This window comes from Pigmentiphaga sp. MLSB6-MA01, assembly GCF_058793475.1.
This window is the reverse complement of sequence record NZ_JBXAFV010000014.1, coordinates 165264-189580: the sequence shown is the minus strand read 5'-3', so window position 1 is coordinate 189580 and position 24317 is coordinate 165264. Positions and strand designations below refer to the sequence as shown.

Below are 24317 nucleotides of genomic sequence, written 5' to 3'. Positions count from 1 at the left end.
ACACTGTGGAATGCGCGGCCCGGGACGGGCATCCGGCCGGTGCGGCCGCGTTTTCCCGGGAGCAAGCGTCATGACGGCAGACTACACGGCATCCCTGCGCGACCGCGTCGTACTGGTGACCGGCGGCACGCGCGGGCTGGGGCGTGAAATGGCGTTGGCGCTGGTGGCGGCCGGCGCCCGGGTGGCGATCACCGGCGCCCACGCGTCGGACGCCATGCACGAAACCATGGCCCAGGCCCAGGCCACCGCCGGCGGCGGGCGCATGTTCGCCATCGTCGCCGACGTCACGCGCTTCGAGCACTGCTCGCGCGCGGTCGCCGAGATCCGCGACCATTTCGGCGCGCTGCACGTGCTGGTGAACAATGCCGGCCTCGGCATGGGCGCCATCAGCGACACCTTCACCACCGAGCCCGCGCGCTTCTGGCAGACCGACCCGCAGGCCTGGCGAGCCATCGTCGACACCAACCTCAACGGCGCCTTCAACATGGCGCGCGCCGCCGCGCCGCTGATGGTGGCCCAGGGCTTCGGCAAGATCATCAACATCTCGACCAGCGACGTGACCATGGTCCGTCGCGGATATTCGCCCTACGGCCCCAGCAAGGCCGCGCTGGAAGCCGCTTCGCGCATCTGGGCCCAGGACCTCGCGGGCACCGGCGTGGACGTGAACGTCTACCTGCCGGGCGGCGCGGCCGACACCGACTTCCTGCCAGCCGGCCCCAACCGGAAGGGCGCCGACGGCAACCTGCTGCCCGCCGCCATCATGCGGCGCGGCATTCTCTGGCTGTGCTCGGACGCCTCGACCGGCCGGACCGGCGACCGCTACATCGCACGCCTGTGGAACGAAGCCCTGCCGGCCGAGCTGGCCGCCGAAGGCGCCCGCGCGGCGCACGTGGACAAGCCGGCCATCATGTAGCGCCCGACGGCGCACCGCTTGCCCGACTGCACGGGGCCTGCCGCCGGGCCGGCCCTCCCGGCTCTCGTCTCATGCTAGTCTACGGGGTTGCTTTTCGCTTCCGGAGTCCGGAACGTCCCGGACTCCGACCTCAGGAGACTGGCATGTATCAGGACCTCGCCCTCTACATCGACGGCGAATTCATCCAAGGCGGCGGTCGCCGCGAGCAGGACGTCGTCAACCCCGCCACCCAGGAAGTGCTCGGCAAGCTGCCGCACGCCTCGCGCGCGGATCTCGACCGCGCCCTGGCCTCGGCCCAGCGGGCCTTCGAAAGCTGGAAAAAAACCTCGCCGCTGGAGCGTTCGCGCATCCTGCGCAAGGTGGCCGAACTGGCCCGCGAGCGGGCCCAGGAAATCGGGCGCAACCTGACGCTGGACCAGGGCAAGCCGCTGGCCGAGGCCGTGGCCGAGATCATGACCTGCTCCGAGCATGCCGAATGGCACGCCGAGGAATGCCGCCGCATCTACGGCCGCGTGATCCCACCCCGCAACCCCGCCGTGCGCCAGTTCGTGGTGCGCGAGCCGGTCGGCGTCTGCGCCGCGTTCACACCCTGGAACTTCCCGTTCAACCAGGCCATCCGCAAGGTCTCCGCGGCCATCGCCGCCGGCTGCACCATCATCCTGAAGGGCCCGGAAGACACGCCCAGCGCGGTGGTGGCCATGGCCCAGCTGTTCCATGACGCCGGCCTGCCCCCGGGCGTGCTGAACATCGTCTGGGGCGTGCCCAGCGAGATATCCTCCTACCTGATCGAATCGCCCATCGTGCGCAAGATCTCGTTCACCGGTTCGGTGCCGGTGGGCAAGCAGCTGGCGGCGCTGGCCGGCGCCCACATGAAGCGCACCACCATGGAACTGGGCGGCCACTCCCCGGTGCTGGTCTTCGACGACGCCGACGTCGAACCCGCCGCCGAGATGCTGGCGCGCATGAAGGTCCGCAACGCCGGCCAGGTGTGCATATCGCCCACCCGCTTCTACGTCCAGGAAAAGGCCTATGACAAGTTCGTGGCGCGCTTCGCCGATACCATCGCCTCCATCAAGGTCGGCGACGGCCTGGGCAAGGGCGTGGAAATGGGGCCGCTGGCCCACGAGCGGCGGCTGATGGCCATGGAAACCTTCCTGGACGACGCCAGCCAGCGCGGCGGCCGTATCGTGACGGGCGGCTCGCGCATGGGCGAAAAAGGCAATTTCTTCTCGCCCGCGGTCGTGACCGACATCCCCGACGATTCCAAGCTGATGACCGAGGAACCCTTCGGCCCCATCGCCCCGGTCACACGCTTCAAGACCACCGAGGAAGTGCTCAAGCGCGCCAACAGCCTGCCATTCGGCCTGGCTTCCTACGTGTTCACGAACTCGCTGAAGACCGCGACCGCCGTGTCCAACGGACTGGAAGCCGGGATGGTCAACATCAACCACTTCGGCGTCGCCCTGGCCGAGACGCCCTTCGGCGGCGTGAAGGACTCGGGCATAGGCAGCGAAGGCGGCGTCGAGACCTTCGACGGCTATCTCGTGACCAAGTTCATCACGCAGATCTGACGTCCCCACGGAGCGTCCCCGGGTCCCGGGGACGCATCCACCAGGCCAGCGCGGCGAAACCCGCCAGCGCCCAGGCCGCCAGCCACGACAGCGATCCCGCCACGTCGGCCAGCGGGGCTCCCATCTGGTTCAGCCTGAGCGAGGCATCGATGCCAGCGGTGCTGGGAAAGATCCAGCGCACCGCCTGCAGCACGGGCGGCAGGCTTTCCACCGGCCACGCGAAGCCGGACAGGAAGGCAATGGGCAGCGACGTGAACAGCCACACCTGCAACGCCTGCTCGCGGTCCTTGAGCCAGGCGCCCAGCAGCGCCCCCGCCACGCTCACCGCCGGGGCATAGCACAGCAGCAGCACCAGCGCCCCCAGTGGATTGCCTCCGCGCGGGTAGTCCTGCAGCCAGAATATCCAGCCGAAGTAGACCAGCCCCGCGAACAGGCCGGCGGTGGAGAAAGCCAGCACGCGCCCCAGCCAGACCGTGGCCGGCGCCCGCAGGCGGCCGGCCTCGGCCCAGGTGCCGGCCAGCATCGCGATGCCCATCAGCAGCGTCTGCTGCATGATGATCAGCGCCACCGCCGGCACCACGTAACTGCCATAGCCGCCGGTGGGGTTGTAGAGGGCGACGGCGCTGACGCCGACCGGGCTGCGGCCGGCCATGGCCTGGGCCCGCCCCTGGCCACGCGCGGTACGCTGCGCGATCTCGACCCCGGCCGACACCGTGCCGATGACCGCCGTGAAGCCGGTCATCACCGCCTTGTTGTAGAGCGCGTAGCTGCCGTTGGTGCTGACCACCACCGGCGCCGGCCGGCCGCGCAGCACGTTGCGCCTGAGGTCCCGGGTCAGCAGCGCATAGCCTTCGATCTCGCCGCGCCACATCGCCTGCCGGGCCGACTCTTCGTCCCCGGTCACCATCGCCACGCGCAGGTCCGGGCTGGCATCGGCGTAGCGCACGATCTGTCGCGAGAGGCTGGAATGGTCCAGGTCCACGATGGCCACCGGCACGCGTTGCAGGACTTCGGTGGCATAGGGCCACGGATAGAAGAATCCGTAGAACACCGGCGCCAGCACGATCAGCAGCAGCGCGCCCTTGTCGCGCAGCAGTTCCGCCAGGGTGTCCCGCCAGGCGGCGGCGCAGCCACGCGCGGCCATCAGCGGCCTCCCCAGCGCGCGGGCTCGGCGGCCACCCCGCGCAGCAGCCAGGCGGCCGCCAACGCGAGCAGCACCGCGCCCACCGGCATCAGCACGAAAGTCGGCAGGGAATGGCCCAGGGGCGCCCCCATCTGCAACTGCTCCACCTGCAGCCGGATGTAGTGCGTATAGGGCAGCGCCAACGCCCAGGCGCGCGCGCCGGCCGGCATGGCTGCCAGCGGGAAACCCATGCCGCTGAAGGCGAAAGCCGGCGCCGTCACGACGCCGGCCAGCGACAGCGCGGTGCGCAGGGACCGGGTCGCCAGCGCCGCGACCGCGCCCATCGTGATCGACAGCGCGATGAAGGCCGCCAGGGCCACGGCCACCCAGGGCAGGCTGCCGGGCGGATGCCAGCCCCGGCCCCAGGTCAGCCACAGCAGCGCCGCCAGCCCCACGGCGGACAATCCCGCCCACGGCCACGCGAGCTTGCCGGCCAGCGCGGCCAGCGCCGGCCCCGCCGCGATGCGCACGCCGCCGGCGGGATCCGTCCCGGCACCCGTGGCGGCCGCGAGCCAGGCGCCCACCGTGCGGTCGCGGATCTCCCGGCCCACGGCCCAGGCGCCCGCCGTCATGCCCAGGATGTGCAGCAGCGCCGGAATCAGCGCGGCCGCCAGGAATTGTTCGTAGTTCAGGCTGGGGTTGAACAAGGCCAGCGAACTGGGCCGGATCGGTTCGGAACTGACCGCCACCGCCTGCGCCGGCTCGCCCCGGCGATTGCGCGCCGCCATCTCGACGCCGGCCGACAGCGTCATGGCCACGGTCTGCACGTCGCGCAGGACCAGGCCCGACACCGTATAGAACTGGGCGTTGTGGTACAGCGTGACGTGGCCGCTCGCCCCGCGCTTGATGTCGCGCGAGAAGTCGCGCTCGATCGCCACCACCGCGTAGATGTCGCCCCGCTCCATGCCGGCCCGCGCCTCGGCCAGGCTGGCGTCGCGCCGCGCGATGCGCAGGCCCGGCGCCGCCTCCAGCATACGCGCGAGCTGGCGCGACAGGGCCGAATGGTCATCGTCTACGATGGCGATGGGCAGGCGCGTGGGGATGCCCGCCGAGAACATCCACCACAGCAGCAGCACGGCCAGCAGCGGCACCCAGCTGATCATGGCCAGTTCGCGCGGATGCCGCCGCAGCCAGGCGGCCTCCCGGCCCGCCGCGCGCCGGAATACGCCGGACGGCACCTCCCGCTTCGCGGACTTGCCGCCCGTATGCGGGGAAGGCCCGGCGGCCGCGCTCATGCCGTCACCTGACCAGCACGCTCATGCCCGGCCGCGCCCCGTCTATCGGCGCCTCCGGACGGGCCCGGACCTCGAAGGTCCGGACATCGAAACCCTGGCTGGCGCGGGTGGTGCGCCAGGTGGCGAAGTCGGGCAGCACGGCCACGTAATAGACCTTGAAACTCGCGCGGCGCTTGTCCAGCGCCGGCAGTTCGGCCTCGAAGCTCGACCCGACGGCAAAGCGCGAGAGCCTGTCCTCGCGCACGTTGATGGCGACCCACTGATCGGCCAGATCGACCACGGTGGCCACCGCCACGCCCTGCGGCGACAGTTCGCCGACCTTGGCATAGACCTTGGTGATCTCGCCGGCCACGGGGCTTTTCAGATTGACCTCGGCCTCGGCCGCCTCGACCTCGGCCAGCGCGCCGGCCACCTGCCGGGCCTGGCCCGCCGCGGCCGCCTTGTCCTCGGGCCGCGCGCCGTCCAGCGCGAGCTGGTACTGCGCCCGCGCCGCCAGCGCCGCATCGCGCGAGGCGTGGTAGTTGGCGCGCGCTTCATCGCGCTTCTGCTCGGCCACCAGGCCTTCGCGCGCGAGATTGTCCACGCGGCGGAACGAGACCTCGGCCAGGTCGGCCGCCGCCTGCGCACGCTGCCAGTTCAGTTGCGCCATCGTGATCTCTTGCGGGCGGGCGCCGCGGTCGGCCTTGGCCTGGACCGCCTGCGCCGCCGCCAGCGCCCCCTGGGCCTGGGCCATCTTGGCCGCGACCTCGGGACTGTCCAGCCGCACCAGCAGCGAACCACGCGCCACCCGGTCGCCTTCCTTCACCGCCACTTCGGCCACGCGCGCCGAGATCTTGGCGGCGATGTCGGTTTCCTGCGCCTCCATGTAGCCCTGGAACTGCTCGGGCGCGGGCCGCGACGCGCGCCAGAAGCCATAGGCGACGACGGCCAGCACCAGCACGCCGGCGACGGCAAGGGCGAGAGTGGATTTTTTTGCGCTCATGGCAGTTCGGTCTCGTTGTCGTCAGGGGCCGCGGGCAGGGTCGGCGACCACGGCCGCCAGCGGCAGGCGCACGTCCGCCCGTTCGATGTAGCGCGCCAGCTCGCCGCCCAGCCCGCTGGCCTCCAGCAATTCGGCCAGGGACTGGATGTAGTCGTAGGCGGCCTGCGCCCTTTCGGTCTGTACCTTGGCGCGGTTGGTCTCGGCGTCGATCAGGTCGGTGGCGGTACTGACGCCTTCGCGCAGGCCGCTGGCGCGCAGGCGCACCACCTCGTCGGCCAGCTCCACGCTGGCGCCGGTCGCCAGGAACTGGCGGCGCGCCTGGTCCACCGCGCGCCATTTGCTTTCCACCAGCAGGCTGATGTCCTGCCGCGCCTGGGCCTCGGTCAGTTGGGCCTGGAGGATGGTCTTGTCGCTGGCGGCGTCCAGCGACGGCCGATCCAGCGAGTCCCACAGCGTCCAGCGCACGCCCACCCCCACCAGCCAGCTGCCGTTCTCGCTGCGGATCTGGTGCCCGCCGAACGCGAACACCTGCGGCCGGCGCGTGGCGGTCTCCACCGCGTGCAATTGCCGCGCCTGTTCTTCCTTGGCCGCGACCTTGCCCAACGCGGGATGGCCGCGCATCGCGGCATCCAGGAAATACGACAGCGGTTCGATCGACCGGGTCAGGATGAACAGCGGCGTCGACGGCCGCACGGCCTCCTCCATCCGCAGTGTCCGCCCCAGGGCGACCTGCGCCAGTTCGAGCGTATCCTGCGCCTTGCGCTCCTCGCGCCGCGCATCCTCCAGCGCGACGCGGGCCTGCAACCGCTCGACACGGGCAATGGTGCCTTCGGCCATCATGCGCTCGGCCGCGCGGTCGTGTTCGCCGATGGCGCGCAGGGCCTCGCGGCGCAGATCCCATGCGCGGGCGGCGAGCTGCGCGGCGAAGTAGCGCTTGGCCAGCGTGGCCTGCACCTCGTAGCCGGCCTGGGTCGCGTCCGCCCGCGCCTCGTCGGCCTGGGCATGGACCAGGCCGCGGGCCGCGTCGGTGGCCCCGCCCAGATAGAGGGGCCAGATGCCGATGACGGATTTATTGGTGAGAGAGCCGCGCCGCTCCAGTTCCACGTTGGAAGGCAGGGGCAGCGGAATACCGATGTTGTTCAGCCCGGACAGGCTGAGATTGGCGTTGGCTTCGTAGCGGATATGAGAGGCCGACACGCTGAGCGAGGGGCCCCCCAGGTTGCGCACGCCCTCCAGCTGGAGTTCCTTGCTCTGGACCGCCGCCCGCGCCGCGCCCAGTTTGTCGGAATGCGCCAGCACCTGCTGCTGGGCCGCCTGGAAGCTCAGGGCGGGCAGCGCCTGGGCCGCCGCGCCCGCGTGCAGGGCGACGGCCAGCCAGGCCACGGCCCCGCGCACTTCCCACCGCCGCTGTTCACCCTCGCCTGAGCGGGACTTCCTGCTTCTGGACGCCGACACATGCACGGATCCCGCCCCCCCGAGAAATACGGCGGGGCCGGACACCCCATGCCGGCTACGCCTGATGGGGACATCATAAAGAAAACAGGCGGATAGTGCGCATCTTGCGCATCACATCGCCGACAACCCGCCATCCACCAGGACCTGGGTCCCGGTCATGAACGAGGCCTCGTCCGAGGCCAGCCACAGCACGGGCCAGGCAATCTCCTCGGGCGCGGCCCAGCGCCCCAACAGGGACGTCGCGCTGCGCTCGCCCTTCAACTGCTCGATCGCCTTGCCGCGAGCCTGGGCCCGGCCCACGTGGAACTCGGTCAGCGTCGAGCCCGGGCACACGGCGTTGACGCGCACGCCGTGCGGCGCTTCCTCGAACGCCAGCGTGCGGGTCATCGCCAGCAGGCCGGCCTTGGTCGCGTCGTAGATACCCATGCCCGCCCGGCCCGTCACTGCGTAGCACGACGACACGATCACCAGGCTGCCCCTGCCCGACTCGCGCAGCGCGGGCAACGCGGCACGGCAGTAGTTGGCCGTGCCGACCAGGTTGACGTCCACCATGGCGCGCCATTCCTCGGGCCGCGCCTCGGCCAGGGGCGAGTAGTTGCGCATGGCCGCGTTGCAGACCAGGACGTCCAGCCCGCCCCAGGTCCGCCGGGCCAACTCGGCCGCATTCCATGCCGCCTCCTCGTCGGCCACGTCGGCGGCCAGGCATTCGACCCGGGCCTCCGGATGCTGTTCGCGCAGCGCCGCGGCGGTGCGCGCCAGCGCGTCGGCATCGCGGTCCACCAGCAGCACCGCCGAGCCTTCCTGGCAGAAGACCCGCGCGATGGCGGCGCCTATGCCCGCGGCGCCGCCAGTGATCAGGGCCCTGCGTTCGGCAAGTCTGGCCATGGCTCATCCCGCCTTCGCGCCAGTGGCCTTGATGACCTTGCCCCAGCGCTCCACTTCGGTCCGTATCCACGCGCCGAACTGTTCAGGCGTGTTGGCCACGACCTCGAACTCCATGTCGCGCAGCTTCTGCTGCACGTCGGGCATGCGCAGGATCTTCACGATCTCCTTGTTGTAGCGATCGATGATGGGGCGCGGCGTGCCGGCCGGCGCCAGGAAGCCTATCCACGACGTGGCGACGAAATGGGGATAGCCCGACTCGATCATGGTCGGAATGTCGGGCGTGCTGGGAAAGCGCTTCTCGCCGGTCGAGGCCAGCAGCTTGAGCCGCCCTTCTTTCACGTACTGCTGGACGTTGCCGGGCACCATGAACGCCGCCTGCACGTTGCCCGCCACCAGATCGACCAGCGCCGGCGACGCGCCGCGATAGGGAACGTGCGTGGCGCCCAGCCCGGCGGCCTCGTTCAGCATTTCCATGGTCAGGTGCGAGGCGCTGCCGGTGGCCACCGATCCGTAGGACAGCTTGCCCGGATGGGCCTTGGACCAGGCCACCAGGTCGGCCACGCTCTTGACCGGCAGCCCGGGATTGACCACCAGGTATTGCGGCGAACTGACCGCGAGCGTGATCGGCGCCAGATCGGTGACGGGATCGTAGGGCATGTTGTCGAACAGCGTCTTGTTGATGGCGATCGGGCCGTTGTAGCCCACCAGCAGCGTGTAGCCGTCCGGCGGCGACTTGGCCACCAGGTCGGCGCCGATGTTGCCGCCGGCGCCCGGCTTGTTCTCGACGATGACGGGTTGCCCGAGTATGCCTTCGAGCTTGGACGCCACCAGCCGCCCCAGCACGTCGTTGGTGCTGCCGACGATGGGCACGATGATGCGCACCGGCTTGGTGGGCGCCCATTCCCCGGCGGCCGCGGCCGCCTGCGCCATGGAACAGACGGCCAGCGCACAGGCCGCCTTGCGTAGCAATGCATGCATGAAAGTCTCCTTACCCTCTCGTTCTCGAAGCGGCCGGGCGAAGCCCGGGCCGCATGGCTACACGCTGTAGACAGGCTCGTCCAGGCCGTCCGCCAGGTGTTTCTTGGCCCACTCCATCGGATCGGCGGCACGGTCCAGCAGGACGCCGGCGGCGCGCACGCGCTGCGCCGCGCCGTCCAGCGCCGGCGGCTCGGCACCGTTGGCCAGGCCCACGGCGGCTTCGTGCAGCATGCGGCGCGCCATGACGATGGCGCGGTCCGTGGGCAACAACCGTTCGGCCTCGTGGTCCTGGATGGGGCCCATGCTTTCCTGCAGCGACGCATCCTGCATGGCGAAACCGAACACGCCGCTGTAGGCGCGCTTCTCTCTCTGCGCCACGCGGTCGATCAGGTAGTCGTTGTCCTTGTTGGCCAGCGGGCGGAAGGTGACGGGATCACAGGGCGCGTGGATGCCCTTGCCCGCGTCCAGGTCCGCGCGCTCCTGCCCGGACAGCGGCTTGCCCGGATGGAAGTTGATGCTCCAGGCCCAGCAGTTGTGATCGTCGATGGGCACCCAGACGTGGCCGCCCAGGGCATGGTCGCCGAACGGCGGGATCAGGGTGAACCACGGGAACAGCCACTGGGTGACACGCCAGTAGTACGAGTCGGGTTCGCCGTTGCGGCGGCCGTACAGCGACAGGCCGAACGGGTTCTTTTCAATGTCGAACACGACGTTGCCGTCGGCCTTGATGTAATCGTTGGCCTTGGTGCCCTGGTGCAGCGGATCGACGTCGACCTCGTAGCGGTGCACGTACGACACGTGGCTGGTGTCGATCCCGCCTTCCATGGCTTGCAGGTAGTTGGATTCCTGCAGCCGCTTGGACACGTAGATGTGGCTTTCCGGCAGGCCGCACCATTCGACCTCGGGCAGGCTGGGCTGCGTCTCGGGCGGCCCCATGTAGGCCCAGACGAGGGAACCGCGCTCGATGCACGGATAGGCCTTGATGCCCATGCGGCCGCAGCTTTGCGGCGCCGACGGCACGTCCACGCATGCACCCAGGCGGTTGAATTTCAGGCCGTGGTAGGCGCAGCGGATGCCGTCCTCTTCGTTGCGGCCGAAGTACAGCGACACGCCGCGATGCGAACAGAACTCGTCGATCAGCCCCACTTGCCCGCTGCTGTCGCGGAACGTCAGCAGCTTCTCGCCCATGATCTGCACGCGCACCGGCGGACAGTCGGGCTCGGCGACCTCGCTCGATTTCAGGATGGGAACCCAATAGCGACGCAGCAGATTGCCCATGGGCGTGCCCGGGCCCGTGCGCACCAGGATTTCCGAGGTTTCCTTGTTCATGACTCCACTTCCTTCAACAGGATATGTCCGCTCTGTGATAATTAAGTCCATTCTACGGACATAAAGCGGATTGTCAACGGGCAGGCGGCAACGGAACCCGGTGGCGGCTCGGCTACGATGTCGAGTTCGATGGACAGAGACAAACGAGGAAAGGCGTGGCGGAAACCGAGAAACCGGGCGAAAGCGTGCGGGCCGTGGACCGGGCCCTGGAGATCCTGCTGGCCTTCACGGCCACGGACTACGAGCTGACGGTGGGACAGTTGCTCAAGCGCGTGGACCTGAGTCGGCCCACGCTGTACCGCCTGCTGTACACACTGGAGCAATGCGGCTTCGTGGTGTCGGAAGGCGATCCGCAAAAATTCCGCCTGGGCCCTTCGGTGGGCCAACTGGCCCATGTCTGGACGTCCAGCCTGGACCTGAGCGCGCTGGCGGCGCTGCCGATGCAGCGGCTGCGCGAGCAGACGGGCGAGACGGTCGCCCTGTTCGTGCTGCAAGGCGGCGACCGGCTCTGCATCGCCGAACTGCCCAGTCCCCAGCCCTTGAGCTTCAAGCGCGGCATCGGCTATCGCGAACGCATCTCGGTGGGTGCCAGCGGCCGGGCCATCCTGGCCAGCATCGGACAAGGCGACGCAGACCGGCGACGCTACGCGGCCGAGCGCGGCCTGGACATCGCGCGGCCGGCCGAGGACCTGGACATGGTGAAGCGGCGGGGTTATGCCGTCAGCAAGGACGAACTGATACAGGGCGCGGTGGCCATCGCCGCGCCGTTCTTCGATCGCAGCGGCCAGGTGGCGGGCTCGCTGGGCGTGTTCGGCCCCGGCGCGCGGCTGCCCGCCGACCGCATCGAGGAATTCGGGGAAATGGTGGTGCGGGAAGCCGCCGAATTGTCGCGCACGCTGGGTAGCCGGACGGCCCCCTGAGCGTGGCGGATCAGGCCCGCCGCGCCGGCGTGACGGCCGCGCGCGCGGCCGCCAGCCGCCGCGGATCCTGCGCTCGCAGCCGGACATCCGGACCCAGCCCGCGCACGTCCACGAAATGGAAACGGCGCGCCTGATCCAGGTCCTCGATCAGCGGCAGACGCGCCATGCCGGCGCCCTCGCCCAGCAGCATGGGCGCCATGTAGACCAGCAGTTCGTCCACGCAGCCGGCCTGCAGCAAGGCGCCGGTCAGCACCGCGCCGGCCTCGGCATGGACTTCGTTGATGTCGTGCTGCCCCAGCCAGCGCATGACGCCGGGCAGGTCGACGCGGCCGTCCACGTCCGGCAGGCAGATGACCCGCGCGTTGCGCGCCGCCAGCTCGGCGGCGCGGCCGACATCCTCGCGCGCCGTGAAGATCCAGGTTTCCGCGCCATCGAACAGGCGCGCGTCGGCCGGCATGCGCAGATGCGTATCCAGCACGATCTTGCGCGGCGGGCGCGTGGTCGCGACGTGGCGCACGTCCAGGCGCGGATCGTCGGCCAGCACGGTGCCGATGCCGGTCAGCACCGCGCAACTGCGCGCGCGCCAATGGTGGCCGTCGGCTCGCGCGGCCTCGCCGGTGATCCATTGCGACTTGCCGTTGGGCAGCGCGCTGCGCCCGTCCAGCGACGCCGCCATCTTGGCCCAGAGCCAGGGCGTGCCCCGGCTCATGCGGGAAACGAAACCGACGTTCAGCGCCAGCGCCTCGTCCAGGCACACGCCCGCGGTGACGGCGATGCCCGCGGCGCGCAGCCGCGCCAGGCCTTCGCCGTTGACGCGCGGATTGGGATCGCCCATCGCCACGACGACCCGCGCCGGCGCGGCGGCGACGAGCGCATCGACGCAGGGCGGCGTGCGGCCATGGTGGCTGCACGGTTCGAGCGTGACGTAGACGGTGGCGCCTGCCACCGACAGGCCGCGCGCCTGCGCGTCGCGCAGCGCCCGGACCTCGGCATGCGGCCCGCCCACGGGCTGGGTCGCGCCCTCGCCCAGGACCTGGCCGTCGCGCACGATGACGCAACCCACGCGCGGATTCGGCGAGGTCGTGTACAGGACGCTCTCGGCGAGCGACAACGCCCGCCTCATCCAGGCGGCATCCTCGGGACGTTCGGCGATATCGGCGCTCATCGGGGGTCAGGACTTCGCGGCGGGGGGCCGGGGCCCCTGGATCTCGCGCACGACATCGGTGAATTCGTCCACGTCCTCGAAGCTCTTGTAGACCGAGGCAAAGCGGATATAGGCGATCTTGTCGAGCTTCTTGAGCTCCTGCATGACCAGTTCGCCCACACGCTCGGACGGCACCTCGCGCAGGCCGCTGGTCATCAGGGCTTCCTCGATGCGCGTGACGGCGGCTTCCACCGCGTCGGCGCTGACGGCCCGCTTGCGCAGCGCCAGCATCAGGCTGCCGCGCAGCTTGCCCTGGTCGTACTCGGACCGGCTGCCATTGCGCTTGACCACCGCCGGCAGCGACAGCTCCACCCGCTCGTAGGTGGTGAAACGCCGGTCGCACTGCGTGCAGCGACGGCGCCGGCGAATGGCGCTGCCCTCTTCCAGCACCCGGGTGTCCATCACCTGGGTGTCGTCATGGCGACAGAAAGGACACTTCATGTGTGGTCCTCGATCCTCTGCAACCTAGCCCCCCTCCAGGGCGCCGCGGATCCGGCTCCGCCGGTCCGCCGGCGCCGCCCCCTCGAGGGGGCGCCCGAAGGGCGTAGGGGGTGGGCCCTACTACCCGCCGTAGACCGGGAACTTGGCGGTCAGGGCGTTGACGCGCTCGCGCACGGCCGCGATGTTGGCCTCGTCGCGCGGATTGTCCAGCACGTCGGCGATGAGGTTGGCGGTCAGGCGGGCCTCGTCTTCCTTGAAGCCGCGGGTGGTCATGGCCGGCGAACCGACACGCACGCCGCTGGTCACGAAGGGCTTTTCCGGATCGTTCGGGATGGCGTTCTTGTTGACCGTGATGTGGGCCTGGCCCAGGGCCAGTTCGGCGTCCTTGCCGGTGATGCCCTTGGCGCGCAGGTCCACCAGCATCACGTGGCTTTCGGTACGCCCCGACACGATGCGCAGGCCGCGCTCGACCAGCGTCTCGGCCATCACCTTGGCGTTGGCCACGACCTGGGCGGCGTACTGCTTGAACGAGGGTTCCAGCGCTTCCTTGAAAGCCACCGCCTTGGCGGCGATGACGTGCTCCAGCGGACCGCCCTGTATGCCCGGGAAGATGGCCGAATTGACGGCCTTCTCGAACTCGGCCTTGCACATGATCAGGCCGCCGCGCGGGCCGCGCAGCGACTTGTGGGTGGTCGAGGTGACGAAATCGGCGTGCGGGACCGGGTTGGGATAGGCGCCGCCGGCGACCAGGCCGGCGTAGTGGGCGATATCGACCATGAACAGCGCGCCGTTGGCCTTGGCGATCTCGGCGAACCGGGCGAAGTCGATGCGCAGCGCATAGGCAGAGGCGCCGGCCACGATCAGCTTGGGCTTGTGCTCGGCGGCCAGGCGCGCGACCTGGTCGTAGTCGATTTCTTCCCGGGCGTCCAGGCCGTAGGACAGGAAGTTGTACAGCTTGCCCGAGGCATTGACCGGCGAACCGTGGGTCAGGTGGCCGCCCTCGGCCAGGCTCATGCCCAGCACGGTGTCGCCGGGCTTGAGCACGGCCATGTACACGCCCTGGTTGGCCTGCGAGCCCGAGTTGGGCTGCACGTTCACGGCATCGGCGCCGAAGATCTGCTTGGCGCGGTCGATGGCCAGCTGTTCGACGATGTCGACGAACTCGCAGCCGCCGTAATAGCGCTTGCCGGGATAGCCTTCGGCATACTTGTTGGTGAGCTGCGTGCCCTGGGCCTGCATGACGGCGGGGCTGGCGTAGTTTTCCGAGGCGATCAGCTCGATGTGCTGTTCCTGGCGCTGGTTTTCCAGCTCGATGGCGGACCAGAGTTCGGGATCGGCCTGGGCGATGGTGACGTTGCGGTCGAACATGACGGTTTGCTTCCTGTGCAGAACGAGGCCAACCGGCGAGTTCAACGCGACCGGCCAGCCGATATGACGGAAACCGCGCCACATCGCCCTGCTGCGCCTGCGCGGCAGGGCAGCCGAAACGAAAGACGGCGTGACGCGATCTACGAATCTGCCTAACGGCTGCCCAGGCGAACGGCGGGCGGCGCGGCCGCGCCCCGGATGGGACGAACCGAACCGCCGAAAACCCTGCGCTTCCTTGTGGTAAACCCACCTAGGCCCGGGGCCTAGAGTCGCCAGTTACGCAGGGTGAAGGCAGCGGCTAGTTTACCCCAGACTGGTGCGCCATGGCGCGGGTCTGCGCGGCGGCGCAACATGGGCTATCGTGGCGGCCTGAACGTGATCGACAACCGACCTCCAGGACTTTCCCCGATGACGCACCGCATCCTGCAGATAGCCTCCATCACACCCGCCGTCGACACCCGCCTGGCACGCGACTACGACATCGCGCCGCTGTGGAAACAGACGGATCCCGCCGCCTTCCTGGCCGCGCACGGCGCCGGATTCGAAGGCATCGCGATCCACGTGCGGGACGCCTGCGGCGCCGAGATCCTGAAGGCCCTGCCCAATGCCCGCGTCATCGCCAATTTCGGCGTGGGCTACGACCGGATAGACATCGATACCGCCAAGCGCCAGGGCATGCAGATCAGCAACACGCCGGAAGTGCTGGACGGCTGTGTCGCCGACCTGGCCATGGGCCTGGCGATCGACGCGGCGCGCGGCATCTCCGTCGCCACCCGCTTCGTGCGGGCCGGCGGCTGGAAAACGGGCCAGCGCCCGCTGATGACCCGCGTCCACGGCAAGAACATGGGCCTGCTGGGCTTCGGCGGCATAGGCCAGGCCATCGGCCGGCGCGCCGCCGGCTTCGACATGGCGGTGCGCTACCACACGCGCCGGCCGGTCGCGGGCTCCCCGCACCGGCACGAACCATCGCTGGCCGAACTGGCCCGATGGGCCGATTTCCTCGTGGTGGCCTGCCCCGGCGGCGCGGCCACCCGCCACCTGGTGAACGCGGAAATCCTGGAGGCGCTGGGGCCGTCCGGCATCCTGGTGAACATCGCGCGCGGCAGCGTGGTGGACGAGGCCGCGTTGGTCCGGGCCTTGCAGGAAGGCCGCCTGGGCGGCGCCGGCCTGGACGTGTTCGAGAACGAGCCCGACGTGCCCCAGGCCCTGCTGGAAATGGACAACGTGGTGGCGGTGTCGCACATCGCCGGCTTCACCCGCGAATCGCGGGCGGACATGGAAGCCCGGGTGTGCGACAACCTGGATGCGTTTTTCCGCACCGGGCAGGTACTGAACCCGGTCTGAGCGGAAGCCTGGGCGGCCTGCCGGGAACAGGCCCTAGACCGACGCCCCCGAGAACTTCACCACCTCGGACCACTTGCGGCTTTCTTCCTGGACCTTGCGGGCATAGTCGGCCGCGCCGCCCAGCAGCGGCTCGGCGCCTTCGATGCCGAGCTTGGACTGGAATTCGGGCGTGGAGGCCGCCTTCAGGATCTCGGCGCCGAGTTGCGCCACGTCCGCCTGCGGCACGCCCTTGGGGGCCAGGATGCCGTAGGTAAGCGTGCTCTCGAACCCGGCCAGCGCGGGGACACCGGACTCGGCCACGGTCGGCACGTCCGGCAACAGGGCCAGCCGCTTCGCGCTCGTGACGGCCAGCGCCCGCAGCTTGCCCGCCTTGACCAGCGCCATGGCGGCCGGGATCACGCTGAAGCTGAAATCCACCTGGCCGCCAGCCACGTCGGCCAGCGCCGGCGCCGTGCCCTTGTACGGCGCATGGACGGCGCGCGCCCCCAGGGCGTGCAGGAACATTTCCGCCGTCAGGTGGCCGCCCGTGCCGGCTCCGCTGGACGCATAGGCCAGGTCGGCATTCTTGGCCTTGAGCGCGTCGGCCAGTTGCGCGACGGTCTTGACGGGCGAGGCGGCCGGCACCACCAGCAGCAAGGCCGACGACGCGAACATCGCGACCGGCTGCAGATCCGTGGAGGCGTTGAACGCCAGGTTCTTGTAGAGCGCGGGATTGATGGCGATCGTACCCGTGTGGCCGAGCAGGAAGGTGTTGCTGTCGGCCGCGGCGCGCACCACCAGTTCCGTGCCGAGATTGCCGCCGGCCCCCGGCTTGTTCTCGACGATGACATCCTTCTGGGTCATCGCGTTCAGGCTGAACGCGAGCTGGCGCGCGAACACGTCGTTCCCGCCGCCCGGCGCGAACGGCACGATGATGCGGGTCACCCGCTTGCGGCCCTGCGCCCAGGCGTTGGGCGCGGCGACGGCAGCCATGCCGAGGGCGGGCACGGCTGCCAGCAGGCGGCGGCGGGTGGAGCGGGAAACGGTGCGGGAAGTGGAGATCGTCATGTCTGGGAGGTGCGTGAAAAGCGGGGATCAAGCATAGCCGATCGCCCTGGACCGGCCTGACGGCGGAAACCCCTAGACCCGTCCCAGCCATATCAAAACGGCATAACAGCTGTCCATCGAAAGCGGTATCGGGCGGCGCCGCGCCTGACCACAATGCTCCTCCAGGCAGGACGACACTGCCGGACTACCAGGAGACATCATGGACCGCCACCATCGCCCGCTCCGGCGCGGCTTCCTTTCCCCGCTGCTGCTCGCGCTCGCCACCCTCCTGGCCTCGCCGGCCGCGTGGCCGCAGGCCTTCCCGCAGAAACCGGTCAAGATCGTCGTCGGCTTCGGCCCGGGCGGACTGGGCGACACCGTGGTCCGGACCCTGGCGCAGAAAATGGCCGAGTCGCTGGGCCAGAGCGTCGTGGTCGAGAACGCGCCCGGCGCTGGCGGCATCACGGCGGCCTCGATGGTCGCCCGCGCCGCGCCGGACGGCTACACCCTGCTGCTGGTCAGCGGACAGAACGCGTTCAGCCCCTACCTGTTCAAGTCGCTGCCCTACGACCCGGTGGACAGCTTCTCGATGATCTCCACCATCGGCACCTTCCATTTCCTGCTGGTGGCCGACAAGGACAGTCCGCTCAAGACCGTCGACGACGTCGTCGCCGCCGCCCGCCGGGATCCGGCGCATTTCAACATCGGCACGATCAGCGTCGGCAGCGCCCAGCACCTGTCCGCGCGCCTGTTCGCGACCATGGCGGGACTGGACGTCCCCATCGTCCCGTTCAAGTCCACCGGCGACGTCATCGCCGCGCTGCGCGGCCGCAATGTCCAGGTGGGGATGGAAACCGTCACCGGCGCGCTGGGCCAGATCCGCGGGGGCTCACTGCGGGCCATCGCGACCACGGGCTCCACGCGGATAGGGTTCCTGCCCGACGTGCCCACGATCGCGGAAAGCGGCATCCCGGCCCTGGCCAGGTACGAATCGGACTCCTGGAACGGCATCGTCGCCCCCGCCGGCACGCCACCCGCCGTGGTGCGCAAGCTCAACCAGGAAATCGGCAAGGCCCTGCAATCGCCGGACGTGCGCCAGCGCTTTATCGCGCTGGGCATAGAGCCGCGCGGCAGCACGCCGGAGGCGCTCAAGGAGGTCTTCCGCAAGGACGCCGCCAAGTGGCGAGTCGTCATCGAAGAAGCCGGCATCGAGAAACAATGAAACCCGACCACACCAACGGAACCGTCATGACGAACCGCAGTACGGCGCCTTCGGCGCCGCAAGAAACCGCCGCCATCACCGATGCGGAAAGACGGACGAGGATAGACCTGGCCGCGTGCTACCGGCTGATAGATCTGTTCGGCATGAGCGACATGATCCTCAACCACATCTCGGCGCGGGTCCCGGGCGACGACGAGCATTTCCTGATCAACCCGTTCGGCATGATGTACGAGGAAATCACGGCGTCATGCCTGATCAAGGTCGACCTGGCGGGCAAGGTGATCCACAACCCCAATGCGCAGTACACGATCAACCTGCCCGGCTACGTGATCCACAGCGCCATCCACGGCGCGCGGCCGGACGTGGCCTGCGTCCTGCATACCCACACGCCCGCCGGCATGGCGGTGTCGGCCCTGCAATGCGGCCTGCTGCCGCTGAACCAGACCGCGATGCGCTTCGCTGGCGGCGTGGGCTACCACGACTTCGAAGGCGTGGCGGTGGACGTGGACGAGCGCCAGCGGCTGGCCGCCAACCTGGCCGGCCACGACGTCATGATCCTGCGCAATCACGGGCTGTTGGCGATAGGCAGGACCGTGGCCGAGGCCTTCGTCAACATGCAGCGGCTCGAACGGGCGTGCCAGACGCAGTTGCTGACGCTGTCGGCCGGCAGTCCCCTGCACATGCCGGCGCCGGCCGTGGCCGAGCGCGCCTACCAGCAACTGCGCCACGCCCCCACGCCCAATCCGGACGGCACCCACCCCCCCCACGGCGAACGCGAATGGCCGGCGCTGCTGCGTATGCTGGACCGCCGCGACACGAGCTATCGCGATTGACGCCAGGAGTCCCTACGATGAAACACCGCATCCTGCAGATCGGCCCCATCACCGCCCCCGCCGATGAGCGACTGGCGCGCGACTACGACATCGCCCCGCTGTGGAAGCAGCCCGATCGCGCCGCCTTCCTGGCCGAACACGGCCCCGCATTCGAAGGCATCGCCGTGCACGTGCGCGATGCCTGTGGCGCCGACATCCTGAACGCCGTGCCCCATGCCCGCGTCATCGTCAACTTCGGCGTGGGCTACGACAAGATCGACGTCGAGACCGCCAGGCGTCTCGGCATGCAGATCAGCAACACGCCGCGCGTCCTGGACGGCTGCGTCGCCGACCTGGCCATGGGCCTGGCGATCGACGTGGCGCGCGGCATTTCCACGACCGACCGCTTCGTGCGGGCCGGCGGCTGGAAGACCGGCCAGCGTCCGCTGATGACGCGCGTCCACGGCAAGAACATGGGGCTGCTGGGCTTCGGTGGCATCGGCCAGGCCGTCGCGCGCCGCGCCGCCGGCTTCGACATGGCGGTGCGCTACCACACGCGCCGGCCGGTCGCGGGCTCCCCGTACGAACACGAACCTTCACTGGTGGAACTGGCCCGATGGGCCGACTTCCTGGTCGTGGCCTGCCCGGGCGGCCCCGCCACCCGCCATCTGGTGAACGCCGACGTCATGGCGGCGCTCGGCCCGCGAGGTATCCTGGTCAACATCGCGCGCGGCAGCGTGGTGGACGAGCCGGCGCTGGTCCGGGCCTTGCAGGAAGGCCGCCTGGGCGGCGCGGGCCTGGACGTGTTCGAACACGAGCCCGACGTGCCCCCGGCCCTGCTGGAGACAGACCAAGTCGTCGCGCTGTCGCACATCGCCGGCTTCACGCGCGAATCGCGCGCCGACATGGAAGGGCTGGTATGCGACAACCTGGACGCCTACTTCCGCACCGGACAGGTCCTGACCCCGGTCTGAACGCCCCACGGAGCAACCGACCATGCCGCGCTTCGCCGCCAATCTCTCGATGCTTTATCCCGACCGCCCCTTCCTGGAGCGGTTCGGTTGCGCGATGCGGGACGGATTCACGGCGGTCGAGTTCTTTTTCCCCTACGACCATCCCGCCGGGGACCTGGCGGCCCGCCTGCGCGACCATGGCCTGCGCCTGGTGTTCTTCAACGCCACGCCCCGGTCGCACCCGGAGGAACGCGGGATCGCCTGCCTGCCCGGCCGGCGGCGCGAATTCCGCGACAGCTTCCTGCGCGCGCTGGACTATGCCGCGGCGCTCGATTGCGGCAGCCTGCACGTCATGCCCGGCCGGGTGCCCGCGCAGGCGGATCCCGTGCCGCTGCACGCGACCTATGTAGAGAACCTCGCCTGGGCCGCGGACCTGGCCGCACGCCAGGGGCGCACGGTGCTGATCGAGCCGATCAACCCCCGCGACGTGCCCGGCTTCTTCCTGACCCGCCAGGAGCAGGCCCACGAGATCGTCCGCGAAGTGGGCTCGCCCCACCTGAAGATCCAGATGGATCTCTATCACTGCCAGATCGTGGAAGGCGACCTGGCCGCCCGGCTGCGCCGCTACCTGCCCACCGGGCATATCGGCCACGTGCAGATCGCGGGCGTGCCGGACCGCCACGAGCCGGATACCGGCGAGATCAACTATCCCTATCTGTTCGGCCTGATGGACGAACTGGGCTACGACGGCTGGATCGGCTGCGAATACCATCCCCGGCTGGGCGAACGGCCGGGCGGCACCTCGGCCGGGCTGGAATGGCTGCGCCGGGCGCGCGCCGCTACATGCGCAGGCCCAGCACCAGTTCGCGGATGATGTCCTGCATGGCCTGCTGCGTGCGCGTGGCGGGCCGCTGCGCGCTGACCGCCAGCGCCAGCTTGCTGCGCAGGCGCGGCTTGACGATGGGTACCGCGCGGAACACTTCCTCGCGGCCGGACGTGCGCACGGCGTTGACCGACAGCACCGCGGCGCCCACGCCTTCGGCCACCAGGTCGAGCATGGCCGCCACCCCGTCTATCTCCATGGCGATGCGCGGATGCAGCCCGATGTTGGCCAGTTCGGCCTCGACCAGCATGCGTATGGTGTTGGGCCGGGTCGGAATCACCAGGGGCTGGTCGGCCAGTTCGCGCACGCTGATCGACTGGCGCGCCCGCCCCTCGCGGCGGGTAACCAGGTAGAAGTCTTCCTCCAGCAGCACGACGCTGTCGATGTCTGGCGACGGCGCCGGGTTGTACAGTAGCGCGACGTCCAGCCGGCCGCTTTGCAGGGATTCCTGCAGGCCGGTCGAAAGCCCTTCGGAAATGGACAGCGCCGCCTCCGGCAACTGCGCCCGTACGGCACGCGTCAACGGCACCGTCAGCATCTTGGCGAAACGCGGCGGCAGGCCGATCGCCACCCGGCCGGCCAGGGCGCCCCGCAACCGCCCCAGTTCCTCGCGGGTACGCGCGACCTGGTGCAGGATGCCTCGCCCGTGTTCAAGCAGCATCTTCCCCGCTTCGGTGGGCACTACCCCGCGCCCGGTCCGCCGGAGCAGGCTTTGCCCAAGCTCGATTTCGAGCTGGCGCACTTGCCGGCTGAGCGCGGGCTGGGCGATATCGAGCGCGATGGAGGCCCGCGTGAAACCGCCCAGGTCGGCCACACTCACGAAATATTCGAGTTGCTTGAGGTCCACGGCGGTAGGCGGGCGCCAGCCGCTAGGCCGCGTCCGCCGGCTCTTCCCAGGCGTCCTGGTCCGCGCCGTCCAGATGGGCCACGTCGCCCCAGCCCTCCACCCGCCAGCCCGAGTCCTCGACCAGCAGGCGATTGATGCTGACGTTGTGCAGCGTGTGCCGGCGTTCGGCCCGCAGCGACAGCCCTTCGGCATGGCGATAGGCGGTGTCCAGCACGCCACTGTGCGTGAACACCAGCACGCGTTCTCCGACGTGGGCGGCGGCGATGCGGCCCAGCGTGTCCACCACCCGCAGATGGAACTGGCGCAGCGACTCGCCGCCGTCGAGTTCGTAGTCCGGATGCCGTTCGCGCACCGCCACCGCGGCCTGAGGATGGCGCTCGGCCAGTTCGTCGAAGCTGAGCCCTTCGAATACACCGTACTTGCGTTCGCGCAGGCCGGCATCGAGCCGCACGTCCAGCCCCAGCCGGCCGGCCGTGGGCCGGGCGGTATCGTGGGCCCGCGCCAGGTCGCTGCTGTAGACGGCGCGCACGCGGTCGCGCGCGGGCCGGAAGCGGGCGGCGACCTGCTCGGCCTGGGCCCGGCCGAGCGCGTTCAGGCCGATGTCCAGCGCCCCCTGCACCCGGCGCAAGCGGTTCCATTCGGTTTCGCCGTGGCGGATCAACCAGAGCTCAGTCATTGGGCGCGATCCGCCGCGGCGCCAGGGCCGGATTCAGGGTATAGGTACCCGTGATGGCCGCCTGCCCCAGCACGTGCTTGTCGATCGCGCGACGCACGTCGCCCCCCGTGAACTTGCCGTCGACCTCGGCCCTGGGCACATCCAGCGCATACACGGTGAACACGTAGTGGTGGACGATGGAATCGTTCCACGGCGGGCACGGGCCATCGTAGCCGTAGTAGTCGCCGCTCATGTCATGGTCGGCCGCGAACCACCCGGTGTAGTCGTTGACGCCCTGGCGGGTGTCGCCGGGCGCCATCGGACCGGCCTTGCCGCGCGGCGTCACGCCGTTGCAGAACTCGCCTTCCTCGATCTCGGTCTTGGCGGCGGGCACGTCCACCAGCACCCAATGGAAAAAGTCCACGCGCGGCAGGCTGGCCGGCACCTGCTTGCCGGCCTGGTTGACGTCATCGCCCTTACTGGGCACATCGTAGTCATGGCAGGTGATCGCGAACGATTGCGTGCCCGCGGGTACGTCGCCCCAGGCCAGGTGGGGATTGACGTTGTCGGACAGCGTCACCTGGGTCTTGGGGTCGATCTTGCCGAAGGCATAACGCATGGGGATGGGTTCGCCATCCATGAAGGAATTGCTCCAGAGCTTCATCGCGATACTCCTAAAAATCGTCTACCCGGCCTGCCCCTTCATCGTACCGTGACGCGGGCGAACTTTCGTTTACCAACTTGTATGACGTAGGTGCCCGCATCCAGCTTCAGGCCCTTGTCCTCGACCTTGGCCGAATCGATGCGCACGCCCCCCTGCTCGATGTTGCGCTGCGCCTCGGAGGCCGAGGCGCACAGCCCCGCTTCGCGCAGCACCTGCAGGATGCCCAGGGGCGCCCCCGCGAGCGCAACCTCGGGCATCTGGTCGGGGATGGCCTTTTGCTTGAAACGGGCCTCGAAGTCGGCCAGGGCCTGTTCGGCCGCGGCGGCGGAATGAAAACGCGTAACGATTTCCTGGGCCAGCAGCACCTTGATATCGCGCGGGTTGCGGCCGGCCTCGGCCTCGCGCCTCAGGCCGGCGATCTCCTCCAGCGACCGGAACGACAGCAGCTCGTAGTAGCGCCACATCAGCGTGTCGGAGATCGACATGAGCTTGCCGAACATCGACTCGGGCGTCTCGGAGATACCGATGTAGTTGTTCTTGGACTTGGACATCTTCTCGACGCCGTCCGTCCCTTCAAGAAGCGGCATGGTCAGGATGCACTGGGGCTCCTGGCCATATTCCTTCTGCAGCTCGCGTCCCACCAGCAAGTTGAATTTCTGGTCGGTGCCGCCCAGTTCCAGATCCGATTTCAGCGCCACCGAGTCGTAGCCCTGCATCAGGGGGTACAGGAACTCGTGGACCGAGATGGGCACGCCGCCCTTGAAGCGCTTGGTGAAGTCCTCGCGCTCCAGCATGCGGGCCACGGTGTAGCGCGAGGCCAGCTGGATCATGCCGCGCGCGCCCAGCGGGTCGCACCATTCCGAGTTGTAGCGGACTTCGGTGCGGGCGGGGTCGAGCACCAGGCTGGCCTGGGCGTAGTAGGTCTTGGCGTTGGCCTCGATCTGCTCGCGCGTCAGCGGCGGGCGGGTGGCGTTGCGGCCGCTGGGGTCGCCGATCATCGACGTGAAGTCGCCGATCAGGAAAATGACCGTGTGGCCGAGCTCCTGCAACTGGCGCATCTTGTTCAGGACGACCGTGTGGCCCAGGTGGATGTCGGGCGCGGTGGGATCCAGGCCGAGCTTGATGCGCAGCGGCACGCCCGTGGCCCGGCTGCGGGCCAGCTTGCGCGCGAACTCCGCCTCGACCAGCAGTTCGTCGCAGCCGCGCCGGACGATCGCCAGGTCCCGTTCGACCTCCGGTGTAACCGGATATGTCGCCGCCGCCCCGGGCGTGCCAGAGGGAAGAGATACGGACGAGTCGGGTTTCGTTTCGGTCATGGCGCGAACTGCTCTGGAAAGTGTGTCAAGTGTAAACAATCGTATTGGCAGGCCCCGGGGAGTTTCTATATACTCGGCCCGTTTCGGTGATATCCCGTTGTTACAAATATGAAGGCGCGGGTTCGGTTCAT

General features: G+C 69.4%; 23 protein-coding genes and 1 riboswitch. Of the genes, 8 read left to right on the top strand and 15 right to left on the bottom strand.

What is annotated here, in order from left to right; translation table 11 throughout:
- The first annotated feature begins 70 nt into the window (after positions 1-70).
- Positions 71-913 (top strand): SDR family NAD(P)-dependent oxidoreductase, encoded by an 843-nt coding sequence (locus AC1Q6E_RS21970; RefSeq protein ID WP_296559589.1) that lies wholly within the window; start codon positions 71-73, stop codon positions 911-913.
- Between the two features lie 143 nt (positions 914-1056).
- A complete protein-coding gene (locus AC1Q6E_RS21965) occupies positions 1057-2484 on the top strand; it encodes an NAD-dependent succinate-semialdehyde dehydrogenase (RefSeq protein WP_152798281.1) in 1428 nt (475 codons plus the stop codon).
- Here the strand turns inward: AC1Q6E_RS21965 and AC1Q6E_RS21960 are convergent.
- The 7 genes from AC1Q6E_RS21960 to AC1Q6E_RS21930 all read right to left on the bottom strand — a co-directional run bounded on the left by AC1Q6E_RS21960 (position 2471) and on the right by AC1Q6E_RS21930 (position 10531).
- Positions 2471-3628 (bottom strand): ABC transporter permease, encoded by a 1158-nt coding sequence (locus AC1Q6E_RS21960; RefSeq protein WP_492573520.1) that lies wholly within the window; start codon positions 3626-3628, stop codon positions 2471-2473. The two genes, AC1Q6E_RS21965 and AC1Q6E_RS21960, sit on opposite strands and share 14 nt — an antisense overlap.
- Positions 3628-4902 carry an ABC transporter permease gene (locus AC1Q6E_RS21955; protein ID WP_492573519.1) on the bottom strand — a complete coding sequence of 425 codons (1275 nt, stop codon included), beginning with the start codon at positions 4900-4902 and terminating at the stop codon, positions 3628-3630. The genes AC1Q6E_RS21960 and AC1Q6E_RS21955 overlap by 1 nt, the downstream gene beginning before the upstream one ends.
- 4 nt (positions 4903-4906) lie before the next feature.
- Positions 4907-5884, bottom strand: a complete 978-nt coding sequence (locus tag AC1Q6E_RS21950) for an HlyD family secretion protein (RefSeq protein WP_152798283.1) — start codon at positions 5882-5884, stop codon at positions 4907-4909.
- Positions 5885-5905: 21 nt separating this feature from the next.
- Positions 5906-7339 (bottom strand): TolC family protein, encoded by a 1434-nt coding sequence (locus AC1Q6E_RS21945; RefSeq protein ID WP_492573518.1) that lies wholly within the window; start codon positions 7337-7339, stop codon positions 5906-5908.
- A 111-nt stretch (positions 7340-7450) separates the two neighbouring features.
- Positions 7451-8224: an SDR family NAD(P)-dependent oxidoreductase gene (locus AC1Q6E_RS21940; RefSeq protein ID WP_492573517.1), complete on the bottom strand. Its 774-nt coding sequence runs from the start codon at positions 8222-8224 to the stop codon at positions 7451-7453.
- 3 nt (positions 8225-8227) lie between these two features.
- A complete protein-coding gene (locus AC1Q6E_RS21935; protein ID WP_492573516.1) occupies positions 8228-9202 on the bottom strand; it encodes a Bug family tripartite tricarboxylate transporter substrate binding protein in 975 nt (324 codons plus the stop codon).
- Between the two features lie 57 nt (positions 9203-9259).
- Positions 9260-10531 carry an aromatic ring-hydroxylating oxygenase subunit alpha gene (locus AC1Q6E_RS21930; RefSeq protein WP_152798286.1) on the bottom strand — a complete coding sequence of 424 codons (1272 nt, stop codon included), beginning with the start codon at positions 10529-10531 and terminating at the stop codon, positions 9260-9262.
- A 155-nt stretch (positions 10532-10686) separates the two neighbouring features.
- Here AC1Q6E_RS21930 and AC1Q6E_RS21925 point away from each other — a divergent pair, with 155 nt between their 5' ends.
- The gene (locus tag AC1Q6E_RS21925) at positions 10687-11451 is read left to right on the top strand and encodes an IclR family transcriptional regulator (protein WP_296559604.1); all 765 of its coding nucleotides are present in this window, start codon (positions 10687-10689) and stop codon (positions 11449-11451) included.
- Between the two features lie 10 nt (positions 11452-11461).
- On the opposite strand, the gene ribD is transcribed toward AC1Q6E_RS21925, so the two are convergent.
- The 3 genes from ribD to glyA form a co-directional block, all read right to left on the bottom strand.
- Entirely contained in the window at positions 11462-12574 is a 1113-nt protein-coding gene (gene ribD / locus AC1Q6E_RS21920; RefSeq protein WP_492573526.1) for a bifunctional diaminohydroxyphosphoribosylaminopyrimidine deaminase/5-amino-6-(5-phosphoribosylamino)uracil reductase RibD, read from the bottom strand.
- Positions 12575-12622: 48 nt separating this feature from the next.
- Entirely contained in the window at positions 12623-13096 is a 474-nt protein-coding gene (nrdR, locus tag AC1Q6E_RS21915; protein WP_152798287.1) for a transcriptional regulator NrdR, read from the bottom strand.
- A 120-nt stretch (positions 13097-13216) separates the two neighbouring features.
- Positions 13217-14464 carry a serine hydroxymethyltransferase gene (gene glyA, locus AC1Q6E_RS21910; protein ID WP_296559608.1) on the bottom strand — a complete coding sequence of 416 codons (1248 nt, stop codon included), beginning with the start codon at positions 14462-14464 and terminating at the stop codon, positions 13217-13219.
- Between the two features lie 154 nt (positions 14465-14618).
- A riboswitch (ZMP/ZTP riboswitch) is annotated at positions 14619-14754 on the bottom strand.
- Positions 14755-14872: 118 nt separating this feature from the next.
- Here glyA and AC1Q6E_RS21905 point away from each other — a divergent pair.
- Positions 14873-15808 (top strand): 2-hydroxyacid dehydrogenase, encoded by a 936-nt coding sequence (locus AC1Q6E_RS21905; RefSeq protein WP_296559610.1) that lies wholly within the window; start codon positions 14873-14875, stop codon positions 15806-15808.
- 33 nt (positions 15809-15841) lie between these two features.
- On the opposite strand, the gene AC1Q6E_RS21900 is transcribed toward AC1Q6E_RS21905, so the two are convergent.
- Entirely contained in the window at positions 15842-16855 is a 1014-nt protein-coding gene (locus AC1Q6E_RS21900; RefSeq protein WP_152798290.1) for a tripartite tricarboxylate transporter substrate-binding protein, read from the bottom strand.
- Between the two features lie 199 nt (positions 16856-17054).
- Between AC1Q6E_RS21900 and AC1Q6E_RS21895 the strand changes: the two genes are divergently transcribed.
- Genes AC1Q6E_RS21895 through otnI form a run of 4 tightly spaced genes read left to right on the top strand, consistent with a single transcriptional unit; the run spans position 17055 to position 20695 of the window.
- Positions 17055-18056 carry a Bug family tripartite tricarboxylate transporter substrate binding protein gene (locus tag AC1Q6E_RS21895; RefSeq protein ID WP_296559612.1) on the top strand — a complete coding sequence of 334 codons (1002 nt, stop codon included), beginning with the start codon at positions 17055-17057 and terminating at the stop codon, positions 18054-18056.
- Between the two features lie 26 nt (positions 18057-18082).
- On the top strand, positions 18083-18889 hold the full coding sequence (locus AC1Q6E_RS21890; protein ID WP_492573515.1) for a class II aldolase/adducin family protein: 807 nt from the start codon (positions 18083-18085) through the stop codon (positions 18887-18889).
- A gap of 17 nt (positions 18890-18906) precedes the next feature.
- Positions 18907-19842 carry a 2-hydroxyacid dehydrogenase gene (locus tag AC1Q6E_RS21885; protein WP_152792491.1) on the top strand — a complete coding sequence of 312 codons (936 nt, stop codon included), beginning with the start codon at positions 18907-18909 and terminating at the stop codon, positions 19840-19842.
- Positions 19843-19864: 22 nt separating this feature from the next.
- Positions 19865-20695: a 2-oxo-tetronate isomerase gene (gene otnI, locus AC1Q6E_RS21880; protein WP_296559618.1), complete on the top strand. Its 831-nt coding sequence runs from the start codon at positions 19865-19867 to the stop codon at positions 20693-20695.
- Here the strand turns inward: otnI and AC1Q6E_RS21875 are convergent.
- Genes AC1Q6E_RS21875 through tyrS form a run of 4 tightly spaced genes read right to left on the bottom strand, consistent with a single transcriptional unit; the run spans position 20661 to position 24186 of the window.
- Positions 20661-21551 carry a LysR substrate-binding domain-containing protein gene (locus AC1Q6E_RS21875; RefSeq protein WP_296559620.1) on the bottom strand — a complete coding sequence of 297 codons (891 nt, stop codon included), beginning with the start codon at positions 21549-21551 and terminating at the stop codon, positions 20661-20663. The two genes, otnI and AC1Q6E_RS21875, sit on opposite strands and share 35 nt — an antisense overlap.
- A gap of 22 nt (positions 21552-21573) precedes the next feature.
- A complete protein-coding gene (locus tag AC1Q6E_RS21870) occupies positions 21574-22227 on the bottom strand; it encodes a histidine phosphatase family protein (protein ID WP_492573514.1) in 654 nt (217 codons plus the stop codon).
- Complete coding sequence (locus tag AC1Q6E_RS21865; RefSeq protein WP_152792494.1) at positions 22220-22870, bottom strand: YbhB/YbcL family Raf kinase inhibitor-like protein; 651 nt, start codon at positions 22868-22870, stop codon at positions 22220-22222. Before AC1Q6E_RS21865 ends, AC1Q6E_RS21870 begins: the two co-directional genes overlap by 8 nt.
- A gap of 38 nt (positions 22871-22908) precedes the next feature.
- A complete protein-coding gene (tyrS, locus tag AC1Q6E_RS21860) occupies positions 22909-24186 on the bottom strand; it encodes a tyrosine--tRNA ligase (protein WP_296559623.1) in 1278 nt (425 codons plus the stop codon).
- Positions 24187-24317: the final 131 nt, after the last annotated feature.